14 protein-coding genes and 1 tRNA gene are annotated in these 18,018 nt (G+C 75.4%); 4 read left to right on the forward strand and 11 right to left on the reverse strand.

The genetic code is table 11. The features are described from left to right. Positions 1-52: 52 nt before the first annotated feature. From rho to HDA33_RS05385, 10 genes are all read right to left on the reverse strand, one after another. On the reverse strand, positions 53-2,131 hold the full coding sequence (gene rho, locus HDA33_RS05340; protein WP_338104268.1) for a transcription termination factor Rho: 2,079 nt from the start codon (positions 2,129-2,131) through the stop codon (positions 53-55). Positions 2,132-2,448: 317 nt separating this feature from the next. Beyond that, positions 2,449-3,402 (reverse strand): homoserine kinase, encoded by a 954-nt coding sequence (gene thrB / locus HDA33_RS05345; protein WP_184171631.1) that lies wholly within the window; start codon positions 3,400-3,402, stop codon positions 2,449-2,451. 3 nt (positions 3,403-3,405) lie between these two features. Next, complete coding sequence (gene thrC / locus HDA33_RS05350) at positions 3,406-4,518, reverse strand: threonine synthase (protein WP_184171633.1); 1,113 nt, start codon at positions 4,516-4,518, stop codon at positions 3,406-3,408. A 3-nt stretch (positions 4,519-4,521) separates the two neighbouring features. After that, positions 4,522-5,844, reverse strand: coding sequence for a homoserine dehydrogenase (locus HDA33_RS05355; protein ID WP_184171635.1), 1,323 nt, complete (start codon positions 5,842-5,844; stop codon positions 4,522-4,524). Positions 5,845-6,015: 171 nt separating this feature from the next. Continuing rightward, positions 6,016-7,488 carry a diaminopimelate decarboxylase gene (lysA, locus tag HDA33_RS05360; protein WP_184171637.1) on the reverse strand — a complete coding sequence of 491 codons (1,473 nt, stop codon included), beginning with the start codon at positions 7,486-7,488 and terminating at the stop codon, positions 6,016-6,018. Positions 7,489-7,496: 8 nt separating this feature from the next. After that, entirely contained in the window at positions 7,497-9,167 is a 1,671-nt protein-coding gene (gene argS / locus HDA33_RS05365) for an arginine--tRNA ligase (RefSeq protein WP_184171639.1), read from the reverse strand. Between the two features lie 114 nt (positions 9,168-9,281). Continuing rightward, the gene (gene moeB / locus HDA33_RS05370; RefSeq protein WP_184171641.1) at positions 9,282-10,478 is read right to left on the reverse strand and encodes a molybdopterin-synthase adenylyltransferase MoeB; all 1,197 of its coding nucleotides are present in this window, start codon (positions 10,476-10,478) and stop codon (positions 9,282-9,284) included. Next, positions 10,475-11,293, reverse strand: a complete 819-nt coding sequence (locus HDA33_RS05375) for a thiazole synthase (protein ID WP_087114105.1) — start codon at positions 11,291-11,293, stop codon at positions 10,475-10,477. Before HDA33_RS05375 ends, moeB begins: the two co-directional genes overlap by 4 nt. Before the next feature lie 3 nt (positions 11,294-11,296). Further along, entirely contained in the window at positions 11,297-11,539 is a 243-nt protein-coding gene (gene thiS, locus HDA33_RS05380) for a sulfur carrier protein ThiS (RefSeq protein WP_184171643.1), read from the reverse strand. Further along, complete coding sequence (locus HDA33_RS05385) at positions 11,536-12,705, reverse strand: FAD-dependent oxidoreductase (protein WP_184171645.1); 1,170 nt, start codon at positions 12,703-12,705, stop codon at positions 11,536-11,538. Before HDA33_RS05385 ends, thiS begins: the two co-directional genes overlap by 4 nt. A gap of 145 nt (positions 12,706-12,850) precedes the next feature. Between HDA33_RS05385 and thiE the strand changes: the two genes are divergently transcribed. Next, a complete protein-coding gene (gene thiE / locus HDA33_RS05390; RefSeq protein ID WP_184171647.1) occupies positions 12,851-13,594 on the forward strand; it encodes a thiamine phosphate synthase in 744 nt (247 codons plus the stop codon). A gap of 86 nt (positions 13,595-13,680) precedes the next feature. Continuing rightward, positions 13,681-13,753: transfer RNA gene (locus HDA33_RS05395), tRNA-Arg, on the forward strand. A 97-nt stretch (positions 13,754-13,850) separates the two neighbouring features. Here HDA33_RS05395 and thiD read toward each other — a convergent pair. After that, positions 13,851-14,690: a bifunctional hydroxymethylpyrimidine kinase/phosphomethylpyrimidine kinase gene (gene thiD / locus HDA33_RS05400; RefSeq protein ID WP_184171649.1), complete on the reverse strand. Its 840-nt coding sequence runs from the start codon at positions 14,688-14,690 to the stop codon at positions 13,851-13,853. 73 nt (positions 14,691-14,763) lie between these two features. Between thiD and HDA33_RS05405 the strand changes: the two genes are divergently transcribed. Further along, on the forward strand, positions 14,764-15,921 hold the full coding sequence (locus tag HDA33_RS05405; protein WP_184171651.1) for a YkvI family membrane protein: 1,158 nt from the start codon (positions 14,764-14,766) through the stop codon (positions 15,919-15,921). Positions 15,922-16,137: 216 nt separating this feature from the next. After that, positions 16,138-17,943 carry a phosphomethylpyrimidine synthase ThiC gene (thiC, locus tag HDA33_RS05410; RefSeq protein ID WP_184171653.1) on the forward strand — a complete coding sequence of 602 codons (1,806 nt, stop codon included), beginning with the start codon at positions 16,138-16,140 and terminating at the stop codon, positions 17,941-17,943. The last annotated feature ends 75 nt before the right edge of the window (positions 17,944-18,018 follow it).

Consider the following 18,018-nt stretch of genomic DNA (forward strand, 5'->3'; position numbering starts at 1 on the left):
GGTCCGGCGGAGACGAGCTCCCCCGGTCGGGACGGGGCCGTGCGGCCGTGGATCAGTCCTCGCCCTTGGCCCCGAGCGTGGTCTTGGAGACCAGCATGAGGAACTCGGCGTTGGACCCGGTGTCCTTGATCTTGTTGGTGAGCAGCTCGAGCGCCTGCTGCTGCTCGAGGCCGGAGAGCACCCGGCGCAGCTTCCACATGATCTTGACCTCCTCTGGGGAGAGCAGTGCCTCCTCGCGGCGGGTGCCGGACGCGTTGACGTCCACCGCCGGGAAGATGCGGCGCTCGGCGAGGTGCCGGGACAGGCGCAGCTCCATGTTGCCGGTGCCCTTGAACTCCTCGAAGATCACCTCGTCCATGCGCGAGCCCGTCTCCACGAGCGCGGTGGCGAGGATGGTCAGCGAGCCGCCGTTCTCGATGTTGCGGGCGGCGCCGAAGAACTTCTTCGGCGGGTACAGCGCGGAGGAGTCCACGCCGCCGGAGAGGATGCGGCCCGAGGCCGGGGCGGCCAGGTTGTAGGCGCGGCCCAGGCGGGTCATGGAGTCCAGGAGCACGACGACGTCGCGGCCCATCTCCACGAGGCGCTTGGCGCGCTCGATGGCCAGCTCCGCGAGGGTCGTGTGGTCGTCCGCCGGGCGGTCGAACGTGGAGGCGATGACCTCGCCGTCCACCGACCGCTGCATGTCGGTGACCTCCTCGGGGCGCTCGTCGACGAGCACCATCATGAGGTGGACCTCGGGGTTGTTCGTCTTGATCGCGTTGGCGATGGACTGCAGGATCATCGTCTTGCCGGCCTTGGGCGGGGAGACGATGAGGCCGCGCTGGCCCTTGCCGATGGGGCTCACCAGGTCGATCACGCGCGGGCCGACCTGCTTGGGGTCGGTCTCCAGGCGCAGGCGCTCCTGCGGGTACAGGGGCACGAGCTTGGCGAACTCCACGCGCTCGGGGTGCTCCACGGCCGGCTGGCCGTTCACGGAGGAGATCTTCACCAGCGCGTTGAACTTCTGGCGGTTGGAGCCGCCGCCCTGGTGCTGCGGCTTCTCGCCCTCGCGGGGGGCGCGGATGGCGCCGACGACGGCGTCGCCCTTGCGCAGGCCGTGCTTCTTGACCATGGCCAGGGAGACGTAGACGTCGTTCGGGCCGGGCAGGTAGCCGGAGGTGCGGACGAACGCGTAGTTGTCCAGCACGTCGAGGATGCCGGCCACGGGCTGCAGGACGTCGTCCTCGGTCAGCTCCGTCTCGTCCACGTCGGGGCCGCCGCGACCGCGGCGGTTGCGCCCGCGCTCGTTGCGGTTGCGGCGGTTGCGGCGGCCGCGGCCGCCCTCGTCGTCGCGGTCGTCGCGGCGGTTCCGGTCGTTGCGGCCGCCGCCCTGCCCGCCGTCCTCGGACTTGTCCTGCTTCTGCTCGCGGGAGCCGTCGCGGTCGCGGCCGTTGCCGTTGTCCCGGTCCCGGCCGTTGCCGTTCTCGCGGTCGCGGCCGTTGTCCCGGCCGTTGCGGCCGCGGTTCCCGCGACCGTTCTCGCGGCCGCCGTCCTCGCGGTCGCCGCCGCGGTCCTCGGCGGAGGCCTGGGCCTGGTCCTGGCCGGCGTCCTCGCCGTCCTGGCGGCGGCGGTCCTGGCCGCGGGCGTCGTCGTCGCCGGCGCGGCGGCGGCCACGCGAGCGGCGCTCGCCCTGGCCGCGGTCGCCGGAGTCCTGGGCGCGGTCGCCGGAGTCCTGGGAGCCCTCGGCATCTCGACCCTCGGCGGGCTGCTCGGCGCGGCGCTCGGCCTGGTCCTTGCCGGACTCGGCCGACTGGGCGGCGGCGGGGGCGGAGGTGTCCGCGTCGGCGCGGCGGGAGCGGCGGCGGGCCGGACGCTCGGCGGCCTCGGCGGGCTGCTCGGCGTCCTTGTCCGCGGCCGGGGCGGCCTCGGCGGCGGGGGCCGCGGCGGCCTTGGCGGCACGCTCGGCGGCGGCGCGGTCGGCCACGGAGCCGCCGCGCTGGTGGTCGGAGATGGCGGTCACCAGGTCGGCCTTGCGCATGCGCGAGCCGCCGGGGATGCCGAGCTGGGAGGCCAGTGCCTGGAGCTGGGCGAGCTTGAGAGCGGCCAGGCCGCCGCCGGTGGTCGGCGTGGTCTGTTCCGTGGATTCGGTCACGAAGGTTCCTTCTCCCTCGAAAGCGGTCTGACGGCGCGGAGCGCGTCGGGCCGCGGTGTGCATCCGGCCGGGCCGCGCAGCGGCGCCCCAGAGGGCCGGGTTTCATGGTGTGAACTCATCAGGGTCGCCTCCCCTGCTCGTGCGCAGTCGCTGCGTGACGGGGCGGAGACGTCCGAACTCGACCGAGCCGGAGACGTCCCGGACGCGGGCCGTGCTCGGCACGGGCGGTTCGCGGCGGGGTTCCGGCCGACGGCGATCGCGGCGTCCGGCCGTCACAGGCCCGGCGCCGGCGACCCGGGCCGCGCGGAGCGGCAGGGTCAGCCGTGGTGGAGTGGTTCCACCCTAACACCGTCGGCGGCCACGGCCGGCACCAGCACGCGCCAGGCGTGCGCGTCGTCCGCGGTGAGCGCCCGGGCGGCCGCCGCGGCCTGCTCGGCCGCCTCGGCGCCGTCGCACAGGGCGAGCACGGTGGGGCCGGCGCCGGAGACGACGGCCGCGTGGCCGCGCTCCCGCAGCCCCGCCACGAGCGCGGCGCTGGCGGTCATGGCCGCGGCGCGGGGGTCCTGGTGCAGCCAGTCCCGCGTGCCCGCCATGAGCAGCTCGGGCCGCTCGGCCAGGGCGTGGACGAGCAGGGCGGCGCGACCGGCCTGGGCGGCGGCGACCGCGTGCGGCACCGACTCCGGCAGGACGCCGCGGGCGGCGTGCGTGGACAGCTCGGTGTCCGGGATCGCGACCACGGGGACGATCCGCTCGTGCAGCCGCAGGGGCGCGGTCGCCGGGCGGGCGTCGTCGTCCCGGGTCCAGGAGACGGTCGCCCCGCCCACGAGGGCCGGGGCCACGTTGTCCGGGTGGCCCTCGAAGTCCGTGGCGGCCTCGAGCAGGGCCTCGGGCGGACGGCGGTCCGCCGCCGGCAGCAGGGCCTCGGCCGCGGCGTACGCGGCCACCACCGCCGCCGCGGACGAGCCGAGGCCGCGGGCGTGCGGGATCCGGTTGACGGCGCGCAGATGCAGGCCCGGGGCGCGGACGCCGCGCGCGCGCAGGTGCTCGTGCGCCAGGCGCAGGATCAGGTGCGAGCCGTCCCGGGGCAGGACGTCCGCGCCCTCCCCCGTCACCTCGGCCACGTCCGGCCCGTCCACGACCGTCAGGGACACCTCGTCCCGCAGCTCGAGGGCAAGGCCCATCGAGTCGAAGCCGGGGCCGAGGTTGGCGGAGGTGGCGGGGACGGCGACGACGACGGCGGTCCCGGCCGCCAGGGTGCGCGGTGCCGGCATCGCTCAGGCCAGGCCGAGGGCCTGCGCCACCGTGACCACGTCGAACGGCACGGTGCGGGGCGTGACGTCCTCGCCGTCGGCGCCGCGCAGGGCCCACTGGGGGTCCTTCAGGCCGTGGCCGGTGACGGTGATGACCCAGTTCTTGCCCGCGGGCACGTTCCCGGCGGCGTGGTGCTTGATCAGCCCGGCCACGCCGGCGGCGGAGGCGGGCTCCACGAACACGCCCTCCTTGGCCGAGAGCCAGCGGTGCGCCGCGAGGATCTCCTCGTCGGTCACGGAGTCGATCATGCCGCCGGAGCCGTCGCGGGCGGCCTCGGCCTGCTCCCACGAGGCGGGGTTGCCGATGCGGATGGCCGTGGCGATGGTGTCCGGCTCGGTCACGGGGTGGCCCAGGACGATCGGGGCGGCGCCGGCCGCCTGGAAGCCCCACATGACGGGGGTCTTCGTGGACACCGCGGACAGCTCGTCGTCCGAGGCGCCCTCGTGGGGATTCACGTAGGGCGCCGCGTACTCGCGGTAGCCCTTCCAGTAGGCGGTGATGTTGCCGGCGTTGCCCACGGGCAGCAGGTGGTAGTCCGGGGCGTCGCCCAGCGCGTCCACGACCTCGAACGCGCCGGTCTTCTGGCCCTCGATGCGCGCCGGATTCACCGAGTTCACGAGGAACACCGGGTAGTTCTCGGCGAGCTTGCGGGCCACCTCGAGGCAGTCGTCGAAGTTGCCCTGGACCTGCAGGATCTCGGCGCCGTGGGCCACGGCCTGGGACATCTTGCCCATCGAGATCTTGCCCTCGGGCACGAGCACGGCGCACGTGAGGCCGGCCTGCGCGGCGTAGGCCGCCGCGGAGGCCGAGGTGTTGCCGGTGGAGGCGCACACCACGGCCTTCGCGCCCTGGTCCACGGCGGCGGTGATGGCCATGGTCATGCCGCGGTCCTTGAAGGAGCCGGTCGGGTTCATGCCTTCGAACTTCACGTGCACGGTGCCCTGGACCAGCTTCGAGAGGTGTGGGGCGTGGATGAGCGGGGTGCCGCCCTCGCCGAGGGTGATCACGCGCGTGTCCTCGGTGACGGGCAGGCGGTCGGCGTACTCGCGGACGACGCCGCGCCACTGGTGGGCCATGGGTCAGTTCCCTTCGACTCGGAGGACGGACGCGACCTCGTGGACGGCGTCCAGGGCGGCCAGGGCCTCGACGGTGGCGTCGAGGTCCCGCTGGCGGGCCCGGTGGGTGATCAGGCGCAGGGAGGCCCCGGGGGCGTCGTCGCGCTCCGACTGGACCTGGCGCAGCGTCTCGATGGACACGCCCTGCTCCTCGAAGACGCCGGCCACGCGCCGCAGCACGCCGGGCTCGTCCGCCACGCGCAGGACCACGAGGCCGGAGGTGACGGCCTCGGCCGGGTCCAGCGCGGGCAGCTCGGCGACGGGCGTGCGCAGGCGGGCGGGCCCGCCGCGCACGATGCGCTGGGCGATGGAGACGACGTCGCCCATCACGGCCGACGCCGTGGGGGCGCCGCCGGCGCCGGGGCCGTAGAACATGAGCTCGCCCGCGTTCTCGGCCTCCACGAACACGGCGTTGAAGGCGCCGCGCACCGAGGCCAGCGGGTGCTCCCGGGGCAGCAGGGTGGGGTGCACGCGCAGCACGGCGCCCTCGGCGCCGTCCGCGGCGCGGGCCCGTTCGGCGATGGCCAGGAGCTTGATGACGTAGCCGGCGTCGGCGGCGGCCTCGTTGTCCTCGGCGGTGATGGCGGTGATGCCGGAGACGGCCACCTGGTCCAGGGTGTACGGCGCGCCGAACGCCAGAGTCGCCAGGATGGCGGCCTTCGCGGCGGCATCGTGGCCCTCGACGTCGGCGGTGGGGTCCGCCTCCGCGTAGCCGAGCCGCTGGGCCTCGGCGAGCGCCTCGTCGAACCCGGCGCCCTCGGAGTCCATCTTGTCCAGGATGTAGTTCGTGGTGCCGTTGGCGATGCCCATCACGCGGGTGACGCGGTCGCCGGCGAGGGAGTCGCGCAGCGGGCGCAGGATGGGGATGGCGCCGGCCACGGCGGCCTCGAAGCTCAGCTGGGCGCCGGTGGCGGCGGCCGCGGCGTACAGTTCCTCGCCGTGCTGGGCCAGCAGCGCCTTGTTGCCGGTCACCACGGACGTGCCGGCGGCGAGGGCGCGCAGGATCAGGGTGCGGGCCGGCTCGATGCCGCCCATCAGCTCGATGACGACGTCCGCGCCGTCCACGAGCGCCTCAGCGTCGGTGGTGTAGAGCGCCGGGTCCGCCTGCCAGTCGCGCGTCGCGCCCGTGTCCCGCACCGCGATGCCCGTGAGCTCGAGGTCGGCGCCCACGCGGTCCCGCAGGATGTCGGCGTCCTCGGTGAGGATCCGGGCGGTCTGGGACCCCACGGTCCCGCCGCCCAGCAGGGCGACCTTGAGGGCGGTGGGGGCGTCGGTGTGCTGGGGCATGGTCCTCCGGGGTCAAGGATCGGGGTCGGTGCCGCGCGATCGCGCGGTTCGGCTGACCTCGAATCTAGCGCGGCGCCCCGGCTCGTCCCGCCGCGCGACACTCGGTGTCCGCAGAGCGGGACGCCCGCACCCGACCCCGAGGCCGACGGGCGGGTGCGGGCGCCCGCTGCCTCAGCGGCCGAGGCGCGGATCGGCCTCGCGGGCGAACAGGTCCTCCTGCGTCTCCCGGCGGATGATCACGCGCGCCCGCCCGCCGGCGACGGCGACGACGGCCGGGCGGGTCAGCGCGTTGTAGTTCGACGCCATCACGTGCGTGTAGGCGCCCGTGGCGGGCACGGCCAGCAGGTCGCCGCGGCCGAGGTCCTCGGGCAGGTAGACGTCCCGGACGAGCACGTCGCCGGACTCGCAGTGCTTGCCCACCACGCGGGTGAGCACGGCCTGCGCGTCCGAGGTGCGGGCGGCCGAGACGGCCGTGTAGTCCGCGTCGTAGAGCACGGGGCGCGGGTTGTCCGACATGCCGCCGTCCACGGCCACGTACCGGCGGGCGGCCGTGCCGCCGTCCGGGGTGTCCGCGTCCACGGTCTTGGTGACGCCCACGGTGTAGAGGGTGAGCCCGGCCGGGCCCGAGATCGCCCGGCCCGGCTCGATCGAGATGCGCGGGCACGCCAGCTGCAAGCGCTCGAGGGCCTTCTGCACGTCGTCCGCGAGCGCGGCCGCGATCTCGGCCGGCGGGCGAGGGGCGTCCACCGCGGTGTAGGCGATGCCGTGGCCGCCGCCGAGGTCCAGCTCGGCCAGCTCCACGCCGTGCTCGGCCTTCACCTGCGCCAGGAACTCGAGCACGCGCTCGGCGGCGAGCCCGAAGCCGTCCGCCTCAAAGATCTGCGAGCCGATGTGGCAGTGCACGCCCAGCAGGTCCACGGACTCGGCGGCGAGCGCCGCGGCCACGGCGACGGAGGCCGGCGAGCGGCCCGCCACGTTGCCGTCCCGGTCCGTGGTGGCCGGGGCCAGCGAGAGGCCGAACTTCTGGTCCTCGTGGGCGGTGGCGATGAAGTCGTGGGTGTGCGCGTGCACGCCCGGGGTCAGGCGCAGCATCACGGGGGCGCGACGGCCCTGCTCCGCGGCGAGCGCGGCGAGGTGCTCGAGCTCGTCGATCGAGTCCACGATGATCCGGCCGACGCCGGCCTCGAGGGCGGCGGTGAGCTCGGCGTCGGACTTGTTGTTGCCGTGCAGGCCGATGTGCGCGGGATCCACGCCGGCGCGCAGCGCGACCGCGAGCTCACCGCCCGAGGCGGTGTCCACGCGCAGGCCCTCCTCGGCCGCCCAGCGGGCGGTGGAGAGGGTGAGCAGGGACTTGCCGGCGTAGTAGACGTCCGCTCCCCCGCACAGGTCGGCGAACGCGGCGTCGAAGCCGGAACGGAAGGCGCGGGCGCGGGCCCGGAAGTCGTCCTCGTCCAGCACGAGCAGCGGGGTGCCGAACTCGGCGGCGAGGTCCGGGGCGCCCAGGCCCTGGACGGTGAGCCGGCCGGCGTCGTCGCGGTCCACGCCCGCGGCCCACAGGCCGGGGACGAGCGCGTCGGCGTCGCCGGGGGCCGGGAGCCAGGCGGGGGCGAGCGGGGAGGCGGGGGCGGGCTGCGGCGTCGTCATGGGCGCGCTCACATCTTCTCCGGGGCGGACACGCCGAGCAGGCCCAGGCCGTTGGCCAGGACCTGGGCGGTGGCGTCGTTGAGCCACAGGCGGGTGCGGTTGAGGGTCTCCACGGGACGCGGCGTGCCGTCGTCCGTGGGCATGGGGACGATGCGGCAGGCGGCGTACCAGGAGTGGTAGGCGCCGGCCACGACCTCCAGGTGGCGGGCCACGCGGTGCGGCTCGCGCAGGCGGGCGGCCGAGGCCACCACCGTGGGGAACTCGGCGAGCTGGGCGAGCAGCTCGGACTCGGTCTCGTGGGTGAGCAGCGCGGCGTCGAACTCGGAGCGGTCCACGCCGTGGGCCTGCGCCGTGCGGGCCGCGCCGCACGCCCGGGCGTGGGCGTACTGCACGTAGTAGACCGGGTTGTCGTTGGTGTTCGAGCGCAGCAGCTCCGGGTCGATGGTGATCGGCGAGTCCGCGGGGTAGCGGGCCAGGTCGTAGCGCAGGGCGTCGCGGCCGAGCCACTCCACGAGGTCCTTGAGCTCGATGATGTTGCCGGCGCGCTTGGAGAGCTTCGCGCCGTTGACCGAGATGAGCTGGCCGATGAGGATCTCGATGTTCGTCGCCGGGTCGTCGCCGGCGGCGGCGGCGATCGCCTTGAGGCGGTTCACGTAGCCGTGGTGGTCGGCGCCGAGCAGGTACACCTTCTCCTCGAAGCCGCGGTCGCGCTTGTCGAGGTAGTAGGCGGCGTCCGCGGCGAAGTAGGTGGGCTCGCCGTTGGCGCGGATCAGCACGCGGTCCTTGTCGTCCCCGAAGTCGGTGGTCTTGAGCCACACGGCGCCCTCGCGGTCCTCGACGTGGCCCTGCTCGCGCAGGCGCTCGACGGCCTGCTCGATGGCCCCGGACTCGTGGAGCGTCTTCTCGGAGGTGAACACGTCGAAGTGCACGCCGAACGCGGTCAGCGTGTCCTTGATGTCCTGCATCTGCAGCCGGTACGCGGCCTCGCGGACCACGGGGCGGGCGGCGGCGTCGGTGAGCTCGCGGACGTCCGGGTGCTCGAGTGCGACGGCGTCGGCCAGCTCCTGCACGTACGCGCCGGGGTAGCCGCCCTCGGGGACGTCGCGGCCGTGGAGGCGGGCCAGGACCGAGTCGGCGAACACGTTCATCTGGTTGCCGGCGTCGTTGACGTAGTACTCCGCCGTGACGTCCGCGCCCGAGGCCCGCAGCAGGCGGGCGATCGCGTCGCCGAGGGCCGCCCAGCGGGTGTGGCCGATGTGCAGGGGGCCCGTGGGGTTGGCGGAGACGAACTCCATGTTCACGGTGCGCCCGGCCAGGGCGTCGTTGCGGCCGTAGGCCTCGCCGGCCTCCACGATCTCGCGGGCCAGGGCGCCGGCCGAGGCGGCGTCGAGGGTGATGTTGAGGAAACCGGGGCCGGCCACGTCCACGGCGGCGATGCCGTCCCGGCCGGACAGGCGGTCGGCAAGCAGCGCGGCGAGGTCCCGGGGGGCCTTGCCGGCCTTCTTGCCCAGCTGGAGGGCGACGTTGGTGGCCCAGTCGCCGTGCTCGCGGCTGCGGGGTCGCTCCACCTTCACGCGCGCGGGGGTGATCTCCTCCCGCAGTTCGGCGGGGAGGTCACCGGCATCGACGGCGTCGGTGAGGACAGCGGACAGCAGGGCGGAGAGGTCTTCGGGCTTCACCCGCGCAAGTCTACGGAAGGGCCGCCGCGCCCGTGCGCGTGCGAACGAACCCTGCGAGATGGCCCCCTCCTGCCCGCGGTGAGGGCCCTTTCGCAGGGTTCGTCGGGGTGGGGGTCAGGCGGGCCAGGCGGCGAGGCCGCCGGCGAGGGAGAGGACGCGCCCGCCGGCACTCGGGTCGGCCCCGACGACGGCGTCCCGCGCCCGGGCCGAGCGGGCTCCGGCGGCGCAGTAGACCACCAGGACGCGGTCCGGCCCGGGCGCGTAGGCCGCCGGCTCCGCGAGGACGACATCGAGCGGGACGTGCCGATCGGCCACCGCCGCGGGGACCTCGACCCGGCGCAGGCGGCGCTCCCAGTCCTCGCGGACGTCGAGCAGGGTCAGGGACGCGGCCCGGGCGGGGTCGGCGAGCAGGGCGGCCAGCGTGGCGGGGTCGATCTCCCCGCCCGCGGCGCCGCATGCCTCCGCCGAGCCGGGGGCGCCGGCGTCGTCCGAGCCGGGGGCCTGGTCCGCGTGGGCGGACAGGTCCGTCACGGGGGTCCGCTCGGGGTCGGCCACGAGCCGCAGCTCACGGAAGCGCATCGTCAGGGCGTCCACGGAGAGCAGCCGCCCGACCAGGGGCTCGCCCACCCCGGAGAGCAGCTTGATCGCCTCGGCCGCCATGAGGGAGCCGATGATCCCGGGCAGCACCCCGAGCACCCCGGCCTGCGCGCACGAGGGCACCTCGCCGGGTTCGGGCCGCTCCGGGAACACGTCCCGGTACAGCGGCCCGCCCGGGGCGAACACGCTCACCTGCCCCGCGAACCGCAGGATCGCGCCCCACACCACGGGCACGCCCGCGATCTCGCACGCGTCGGCCACGAGGTAGCGGGTCGCGTAGTTGTCCGTGCCGTCGAGCACGAGGTCCACGGCGCCGACCCGCTCGAGCGCGTTGGCCGCGGTCAGGCGTTCGCGGTGCTCGACCACGCGCACCTCGGGGTGCAGGCCGCGCATCGTCGCGGCGGCGGAGGCGGTCTTGGGGCGGCCGAGGTCCGCCTCGGCGTGGATCACCTGGCGGTGCAGGTTGGAGCGGTCCACCACGTCGTCGTCGATCACGTGGACCTCCCCCACGCCCGCGGCGGCGAGGTAGGTCAGCACGGGCGCCCCGAGGCCGCCGGCGCCCACCACGAGGACGCGGGAGCGCAGCAGCGCCAGCTGGGCCTCGGGGCCGAAGCCGTCCAGGCTCAGGTGGCGGGCGAAGCGCTGCAGCTGGGTGTCGGACAGTGCGGTGAGGTCGCGGGGCTCACGGTCGGCGGGGTCCGGGGCGGCGGTCACCGCTCGTCCTCCTCGGCCGTGACCCGCCCGGCCATCGGTGAGGAGGCCAGGGCGTGCTCGCGGCGCGGGATGCGCCCGGCGCGGCGGGCGTGGAAGCCCGCCTCGAGCGCGAGCCGGCACGCGTGGGCCATGCGGGCGGGCTCGGCGGCGCGCGTGATCGCGGAGGCGGCGAGCACGGCATCGCAGCCGGCCTCCATCGCCAGGGCGACGTCCGAGGCGGTGCCCACGCCGGCGTCGAGCACGATCGGCACGGAGGCGCGGGACACGATCAGCTCCAGGTGTGCGCGATTGAGGATGCCCAGCCCCGAGCCGATCGGCGAGCCCAGCGGCATGACGGCGGCGGCGCCGGCCTGCTCGAGGCGCAGCGCCATGGCGGGGTCGTCCGAGGTGTAGGCCAGGACGGTGAAGCCGTCGGCGGCGAGCAGCTCGGTGGCCTCGAGGGTCTCGACGACGTCGGGCAGCAGGGTGCGCTCGTCGGCGATGACCTCGACCTTCACGAGGTCGGTCTCGAGCGCCTCCCGGCCGAGCCGGGCGGTGAGCACGGCGTCCCGGGCGGTGTAGCAGCCGGCGGTGTTGGGCAGCACGTCGATGCCGAGGCGGTCCAGCAGCGCGACCAGGCCGTCACGGGTGTCCGCGGACCAGCGGCGCAGAGCCACGGTGGTGAGCGTGGTGCCGGAGGCGACGAGGGCTCCCTCGAGCGCGGTGAGGTCGGTGATGCCGCCCGTGCCCATGATGAGTCGGGAGGCCAGGTCGTAGCCGCCGATCCGCAGCGGCGGGATCGCGGGGGCGGCGGGCGGGGTGCGGTGCTCGGCCATCGCTCAGCCCCCCTGCACCGCGGTGACGACGTCGACCTCGTCCCCGGCGGCCAGCGCCCGGGTGGCCCAGGCCGACCGGGGCACGACCTCGCCGCCGACCGCCACGGCCACGCCGAGCCGCCGCCCGTCCGCGGCGGCGCCGTCGCTGCCGATCGCACGCCCGGTGACGTGCGCGACGACGTCGCGGACGGTGGCCACGGCCAGCTCGGCGGGCTCTCCGTTGAGGGTCAGGGTGAGGGTGCTCATGCGATCTCCTTCAGGCGGGCGTGCAGCAGCTCGAGGATCCGCCCGGCCGACCAGGGGGCGAGCAGGACGCCATGACGGTGGAAGCCGGTGGCGACGACGGCGCCCGGGGCCTCGGGCACGGCGAGCACGCGCGGGGCGTCGTCGGGGGTGCCGGGGCGGGCGGCGGTGGTGATCTCGACGAGCTCGCACTCGCGGACGGCGGGCAGGATCGCGGCGGCGTCGGCGAGCAGGTCCAGCACGGCCCCGGCGCAGGTGCCGGCCAGGCCGTCCTCGCGGGCCGAGGCGCCGACCACGAGGGTGCCGTCCGCGCGGGGCACGAGGTAGACCTGGCGCCCGTGGACGAGGCCGCGGACGGTCCGGGTGACCAGGTGCGACTCCCCCGGCAGCAGCTGCTCGGGGCGCACCCGCAGGCGCAGCACGTCGCCGTGGACGGGGCGCAGCGGGACCTCGACGGCGGTGACCGCGCCGCCGATCCCGCGGTGGCCCAGGCCCGCGGCGAGGACCGCGCCGTCGGCGGTGAGGGCGTCCCCGTCGGCCAGCGTGAGGCGCACTCCCTCGCCCTCCGGGTCGGCGGCGGTGACGCGTCCGGCCACGAACCGGGCGGCGGGTCCGGCACCGGCCGGGAGCGGGCCGCCGTCGGGTCCGGTCTCGGCGCGCAGGGCGGCGACGCAGGCGGCGGCGAGCCGTCGCGGGTCCACCTGATGGTCGTCCGGGGCGTCGAAGGCGGCGGCCAGGCCCGGGGCCAGGGCGGGCTCGGCGCGGCGCAGCGCGCGGACGGAGACGGGCTCGACCCGGCGGCCGAGGATCGAGGCGTGCTCGAGCACGTGGTCCCACGCGCGGGCATCGGAGGGGTCCGCGGCCACGATCCAGGCGCCCTGTGCGAGGAAGCCCGTCTCGACGTCGGTGAAGGCGGCGAGCAGGCCCACGAGCGCCGGGTAGGCCTCCCAGCCGGCCTGCAGCAGCGGGGCGAGGTCGTCCTGGCTGAACTGGGTCTCGGCGAGCGGCGCGAGCATCCCCGCCGCGGCGTGGGTGGCCCCGGCCACGGCGTGTGGGCGCCCGGCGGCGTCCAGCTCGGGGGCGATCAGGGTGACGGCGTGGCCTGCGGCGCGCAGACGCACAGCGGCGGTGAGGCCGATGATCCCGGCCCCGACGACGGCCACATGCACGGACCGGTCCTCCTCACGGCGGCATGACCCGCATCGAGTGGTGATGGTCGGCCGCGCCGGCGCGGTGCGCCCCTGCGGCCCTCTCAGCCCGGCGTGTGCGGCCCGGGCTCCCATGGAACTGCGGCCAGTCTGCCACAGTGGGCGCATGCACTCCCCCGATCCGCTCCTGATGGCCGCGGCCGGCCGCGACGACGGCGGCACCGGCCCCGGCGCGGGCCGCCGCGCCCGCCTCGCCGCGTCCCGACTGTACGTCTGCACCGACCTGCAGCGGTTCCTGCGCCCGGACGGCACGCTCGACGCGGCCGCGTTCGGGGGCTTCTGCGCGGCGGCGTTCCGCGGCGGAGTGGACCTGATCCAGGTGCGGGACAAGGCCGTGGACGTGGCGGTCGAGCTGGCCGCGTTCGCCGTGCTCGTCCCGCTGGCCCGGGAGCACGGGGCGCTCTCGGCCGCCAACGATCGCGCCGACGTCGCCGCCCTGACCGGGGTGGACGTGTTCCACACCGGCCAGACCGACCTGACCACCGCGCAGTGCCGCGCCCTGCTGGGCCCGAACGTGGTGCTCGGCCGCTCGTGCCACACCGAGGCGCAGGTGCGCGCCGCCCGCGCGGAGGACGGCCTGGACTACTTCTGCACGGGACCGGTGTGGGCGACGCCCACGAAGCCGGGCCGGGCCGCCGTCGGACTGGAGCTGCCCTCCCTCGCCGCACGCCTGGACGCGGAGGACCCGGCGGGGGCGCGGCCGTGGTTCGCCATCGGCGGCGTCCACGCAGAGCGGCTGACCGAGGTCCGCGCGGCCGGGGCGGACCGGATCGTGGTGGTCCGCGCCGTGACGCAGGCCGAGGACCCCGAGGCCGCGGCCCGGACCCTGCGCGCGGGCCTGCCCGGCTGACGCGCCCCGCGGGGAGGTCACAGACGGGCCGTCCTGATGGTGTAGAGTCGACGAGTCCGCCACGCGCTCGACGCGTCGCGACCCCCGCCTCCGTAGCTCAGGGGATAGAGCGTCTGCCTCCGGAGCAGAAGGCCGCAGGTTCGAATCCTGCCGGGGGCACCCTGCTCGGGCGGCCACCACACGGTGGCCGCCCGTCCTCGTTCCCGGGGCGTCCCGGGCCCGTTCCCCTCCCCCGCGCACCGCCCGGGCGCCGGCCTCAGCCGCGCCGGGCGTGACCGTGGTCCACGGGCCCGTGCCACGTCGGTCGCGAGGCGTCCCCGACCGCGAGCGCCTCCCCCGCCCGCATCGCGTCGGCCAGCCACGGCTTGGCCCGCTCGAGCGCGTCCTCCCAGCTCAGGCCCGCGCCGGCCAGCGTGGCCAGGGCCGAGGAGAGGGTGCAGCCGGTGCCGTGCGACGCGCGGGTCGCCACGCGCGGGCCGCGCACCTCGTGGACGGCTCCGGCCACGCGCACGACGGCGTCCGGCACCTCTGCCGCTGCGGCCTCGTCCAGGTGCCCGCCCTTGAGCAGCACCGTCACGTCGTGCTCGGCGGCCAGACCCCGCGCCGCATCGAGGGCGGCCTCCCAGTCCGTCGAGTCCCGCCCGGTCAGCCGGGCCAGCTCGGGCAGGTTGGGGGTCACCAGGTGCGCCGCCCTCAGCAGCCGGGACCACGCGGCGCGCCCGTCGTCGTCGCCCACCGCGGTGAGGGCGTCCCCGCTCGAGGCCACCATGACCGGGTCCAGCACGACGACGGCGGGCCGGGTCTCCTCGAGCCAGCCGGCGACGGCCCCCATGAGCTCCGCCGTGCCGAGCATGCCGATCTTCACGGCGTCCACGGCGATGTCGGCGGCGATGGAGTCGAGCTGGGCGCGCACCACGTCCACCGGCAGCGGGTGGACGGCCTGCACGCCCTGCGTGTTCTGGGCGGTGATCGCGGTGATCGCGGTCATCCCGTAGCCGCCCCACGCGGCGATGGTCTTCAGGTCGGCCTGGACACCGGCGCCGCCGCCGGAGTCGGAGCCGGCGATGCTGAGCACGCGGGGGACGGCGGGGGTCATGCGGGGGCTCCTTCGCGTCGGGGCGGATCGGCCGCCCGGGCCGGGCCGATCCCGCCCATGAGAATGTAGTCGCATGTCCCCCGTCACAGAGAGCTCCCCCGCGCACCGCGGCCGAGCCGAGGAGCCGACGCCGCTGCGGCCGACCTCCCCGCTCGGGATCGCCGCCACGTTCATCGGGACGACGATCGGCGCGGGCTACGCCTCGGGCAACGAGATCCTGCAGTACTTCGTGAGCTTCGGCTTCTGGGGCGGCACGCTGGCCCTGGTCATCGCCGGCGCCCTGTTCTTCCTGCTCTCGGCGATCGTGCTGAAGATGGCGCAGAAGCTGCGCACCACGGACATCCACCGCCTGGTGAACCCCACCACCTCCCGCGTGCCCACCTGGTTCGCGGACCTGTGCATCACCGCGTCCCTGCTCGGCACGCTGGTGATCATGCTCGCCGGCGCCGGCGCCGCGGTGAACACCTCCTTCGGCCTGCCCACCATGGTCGGCTCCCTGCTGATGGCGGCGGTCTGCGTGCTCTCCGTGCTCGCGGGCATCTCCGGCCTCGTGCGGGTCCAGGCCGTGGTGGTGCCGCTGATCATCGTGGTCGCGGTCGGCGTGGCCTGGTGGGGCCTGGCGAACCCGGGCGCCCCGGTGGAGGACGTGGCCTCGCTCGTGACGTCCTCGCCCCTGATCAACCAGTGGTGGATGTCCGGCATCCTCTACGTGGCGTTCAACTTCCAGCTCGCCTACGCGGTGCTCGCGCCCATCGGCCGGGACAGCTCCTCCTCCGGCCGAACCCTGGTGGCGGGCGCCGGCCTGGGCGCCGTGGGCCTGGTGGTCATGGCCGGCGCCATCATGTTCGCCATGGCCGCCCACGCCCACCTGATCGGCCGGGCCGACCTGCCGATGGTGGAGCTGGCAGCGATGATCGGCGGCTGGGCGGCCCTGGTCTACACGGTCATCCTGCTGCTGGCGCAGTTCACCACCGCGGTCTCGTGCCTGTTCGGCGGCGTGGAGCGGATCGCCCTGCTCTCCCCGCTGCGCCGTGTGCCCGGCTGGGCGATCGCCGTGGCCACCGCCCTGGCCGCGACGCTGCTGTCCTCGGTGGGCTTCTCCGACCTCGTCGGCACGGTCTACCCGGTGCTGGGCTACGCGGGCATCGCCATCATCGTGATGCTCATCATCACGTGGATCGCCGAGCGCACCCTGGTGCGCCGCCGGGCGGCCCGCGCGGCGCGCGCCTGAGCCGACGCGGCCTCCGCAGGCCCGCGCGTCGCCCCGTCCTGGCGGGGTCGACGCGCGGGCCTCGTCGTCGGAGGGCTCGGCCGCCGCGACGCCGTGGTAGCGTCGCACGCATCCCACGGGAGCCCCACGGCACGGGGCTGAGACCGGGCTGACGCCGCCCGGACACCGTCTGAACCTGTCCGGGTCATTCCGGCGAAGGAAGAAGGAGCCGCGGCCATGTCCGTTTCCGAGCGCACCCCCCTGCCCGCAGCCGAGTCGACGGCCGAGGTCGTCGCCGAGGAGAACTACCCCACGCACCGTCTGGGCTGGCTCGAGGATGCCGAGCACGGCATCCGCGTGCCCGTCACCGAGGTCCATCAGGACGACTCCCCCGACGGCACGCCCAACGCGCCCCTGACCGTCTACCGCACCATGGGCCCCGGCTCCGTGCCCGAGCGCGGCCTGCCGGCCCAGCGCGCCGAGTGGATCCGCGCCCGCGGCGACGTCGAGGAGTACGAGGGCCGCGAGCGCGACCTGCTCGACGACGGCCGCTCGGCTGTGCGCCGCGGCGCCGCCTCGCAGGAGTGGGCCGGCGAGCGCCGCGCCCCGCTGCGCGCCAAGGAGGGCGCGCGCGTCACCCAGATGCACTACGCCCGTCGCGGCGAGATCACCCCGGAGATGCGCTACGTCGCCCTGCGCGAGGGCGTGGACGTGGAGCTCGTGCGCTCCGAGGTCGCGGCCGGCCGCGCCATCATCCCGGCGAACGTGAACCACCCCGAGTCCGAGCCGATGATCATCGGCAAGGCGTTCGCCGTGAAGGTCAACGCGAACATCGGCAACTCGGCGGTGACGTCGTCGATCGCCGAGGAGGTCTCGAAGCTGCAGTGGGCCACCCGCTGGGGCGCGGACACCGTGATGGACCTGTCCACGGGCGACGACATCCACACCACCCGCGAGTGGATCCTGCGCAACTCCCCCGTGCCGATCGGCACCGTGCCGATCTACCAGGCCCTTGAGAAGGTCGGTGGCGACCACCAGGCCCTGACCTGGGAGATCTTCCGCGACACCGTGATCGAGCAGTGCGAGCAGGGCGTGGACTACATGACCGTGCACGCCGGCGTGCTGCTGCGCCACGTGCCGCTGTCCGCGGACCGCGTGACCGGCATCGTCTCCCGCGGCGGCTCGATCATGGCCGGCTGGTGCCTGGGCCACCACAAGGAGAACTTCCTCTACGAGCACTACGACGAGCTCTGCGAGATCTTCGCCCGCTACGACGTCGCGTTCTCCCTGGGCGACGGCCTGCGGCCGGGCTCCGTGGCCGACGCCAACGACGCCGCCCAGTTCGCCGAGCTCGACACGCTGGCCGAGCTGACGGAGCGGGCGTGGGCGTACGACGTCCAGGTCATGGTGGAGGGCCCCGGCCACATCCCGCTGCACCTGGTGCGGGAGAACGTGGAGCGCCAGCAGGAGCTGTGCAAGGGCGCCCCGTTCTACACGCTCGGCCCCCTCGTCACGGACATCGCCCCGGCGTACGACCACATCACCTCGGCCATCGGCGCCACCGAGATCGCCCGCTACGGCACCGCGATGCTCTGCTACGTCACGCCCAAGGAGCACCTGGGCCTGCCGAACCGGGACGACGTGAAGACGGGCGTGATCACCTACAAGATCGCCGCGCACGCCGCCGACGTCGCCAAGGGCCACCCCGGCGCCCGCGACCGCGACGACGCGCTGTCCAAGGCGCGCTTCGAGTTCCGCTGGCGCGACCAGTTCGGCCTCGGCCTGGACCCGCAGCTCGCCGAGGAGTACCACGACGAGACGCTGCCGGCCGAGCCCGCCAAGACCGCCCACTTCTGCTCGATGTGCGGGCCGAAGTTCTGCTCCATGCGCATCAGCCAGGACATCCGCAGCGAGTTCGGCGGCGCGTCCGAGCAGGCGCGGATCGCCGAGGCCGGCATGGCCGCCAAGTCCGCGGAGTTCCGGGCCGCCGGTGGGTCCGTGTACCTGCCCGAGCCCACGCTGCGCGGGGCCGCGGACGCCTGAGGCCCACCCGGGCCGCGCGGACCCGCCCGCTCCTGCACAGGCGGCGGCCGGGCCCGCGTGGTCCACGCCCGCCGC

The organism is Micrococcus endophyticus (assembly GCF_014205115.1).
GTDB lineage: Bacteria > Actinomycetota > Actinomycetes > Actinomycetales > Micrococcaceae > Micrococcus > Micrococcus endophyticus.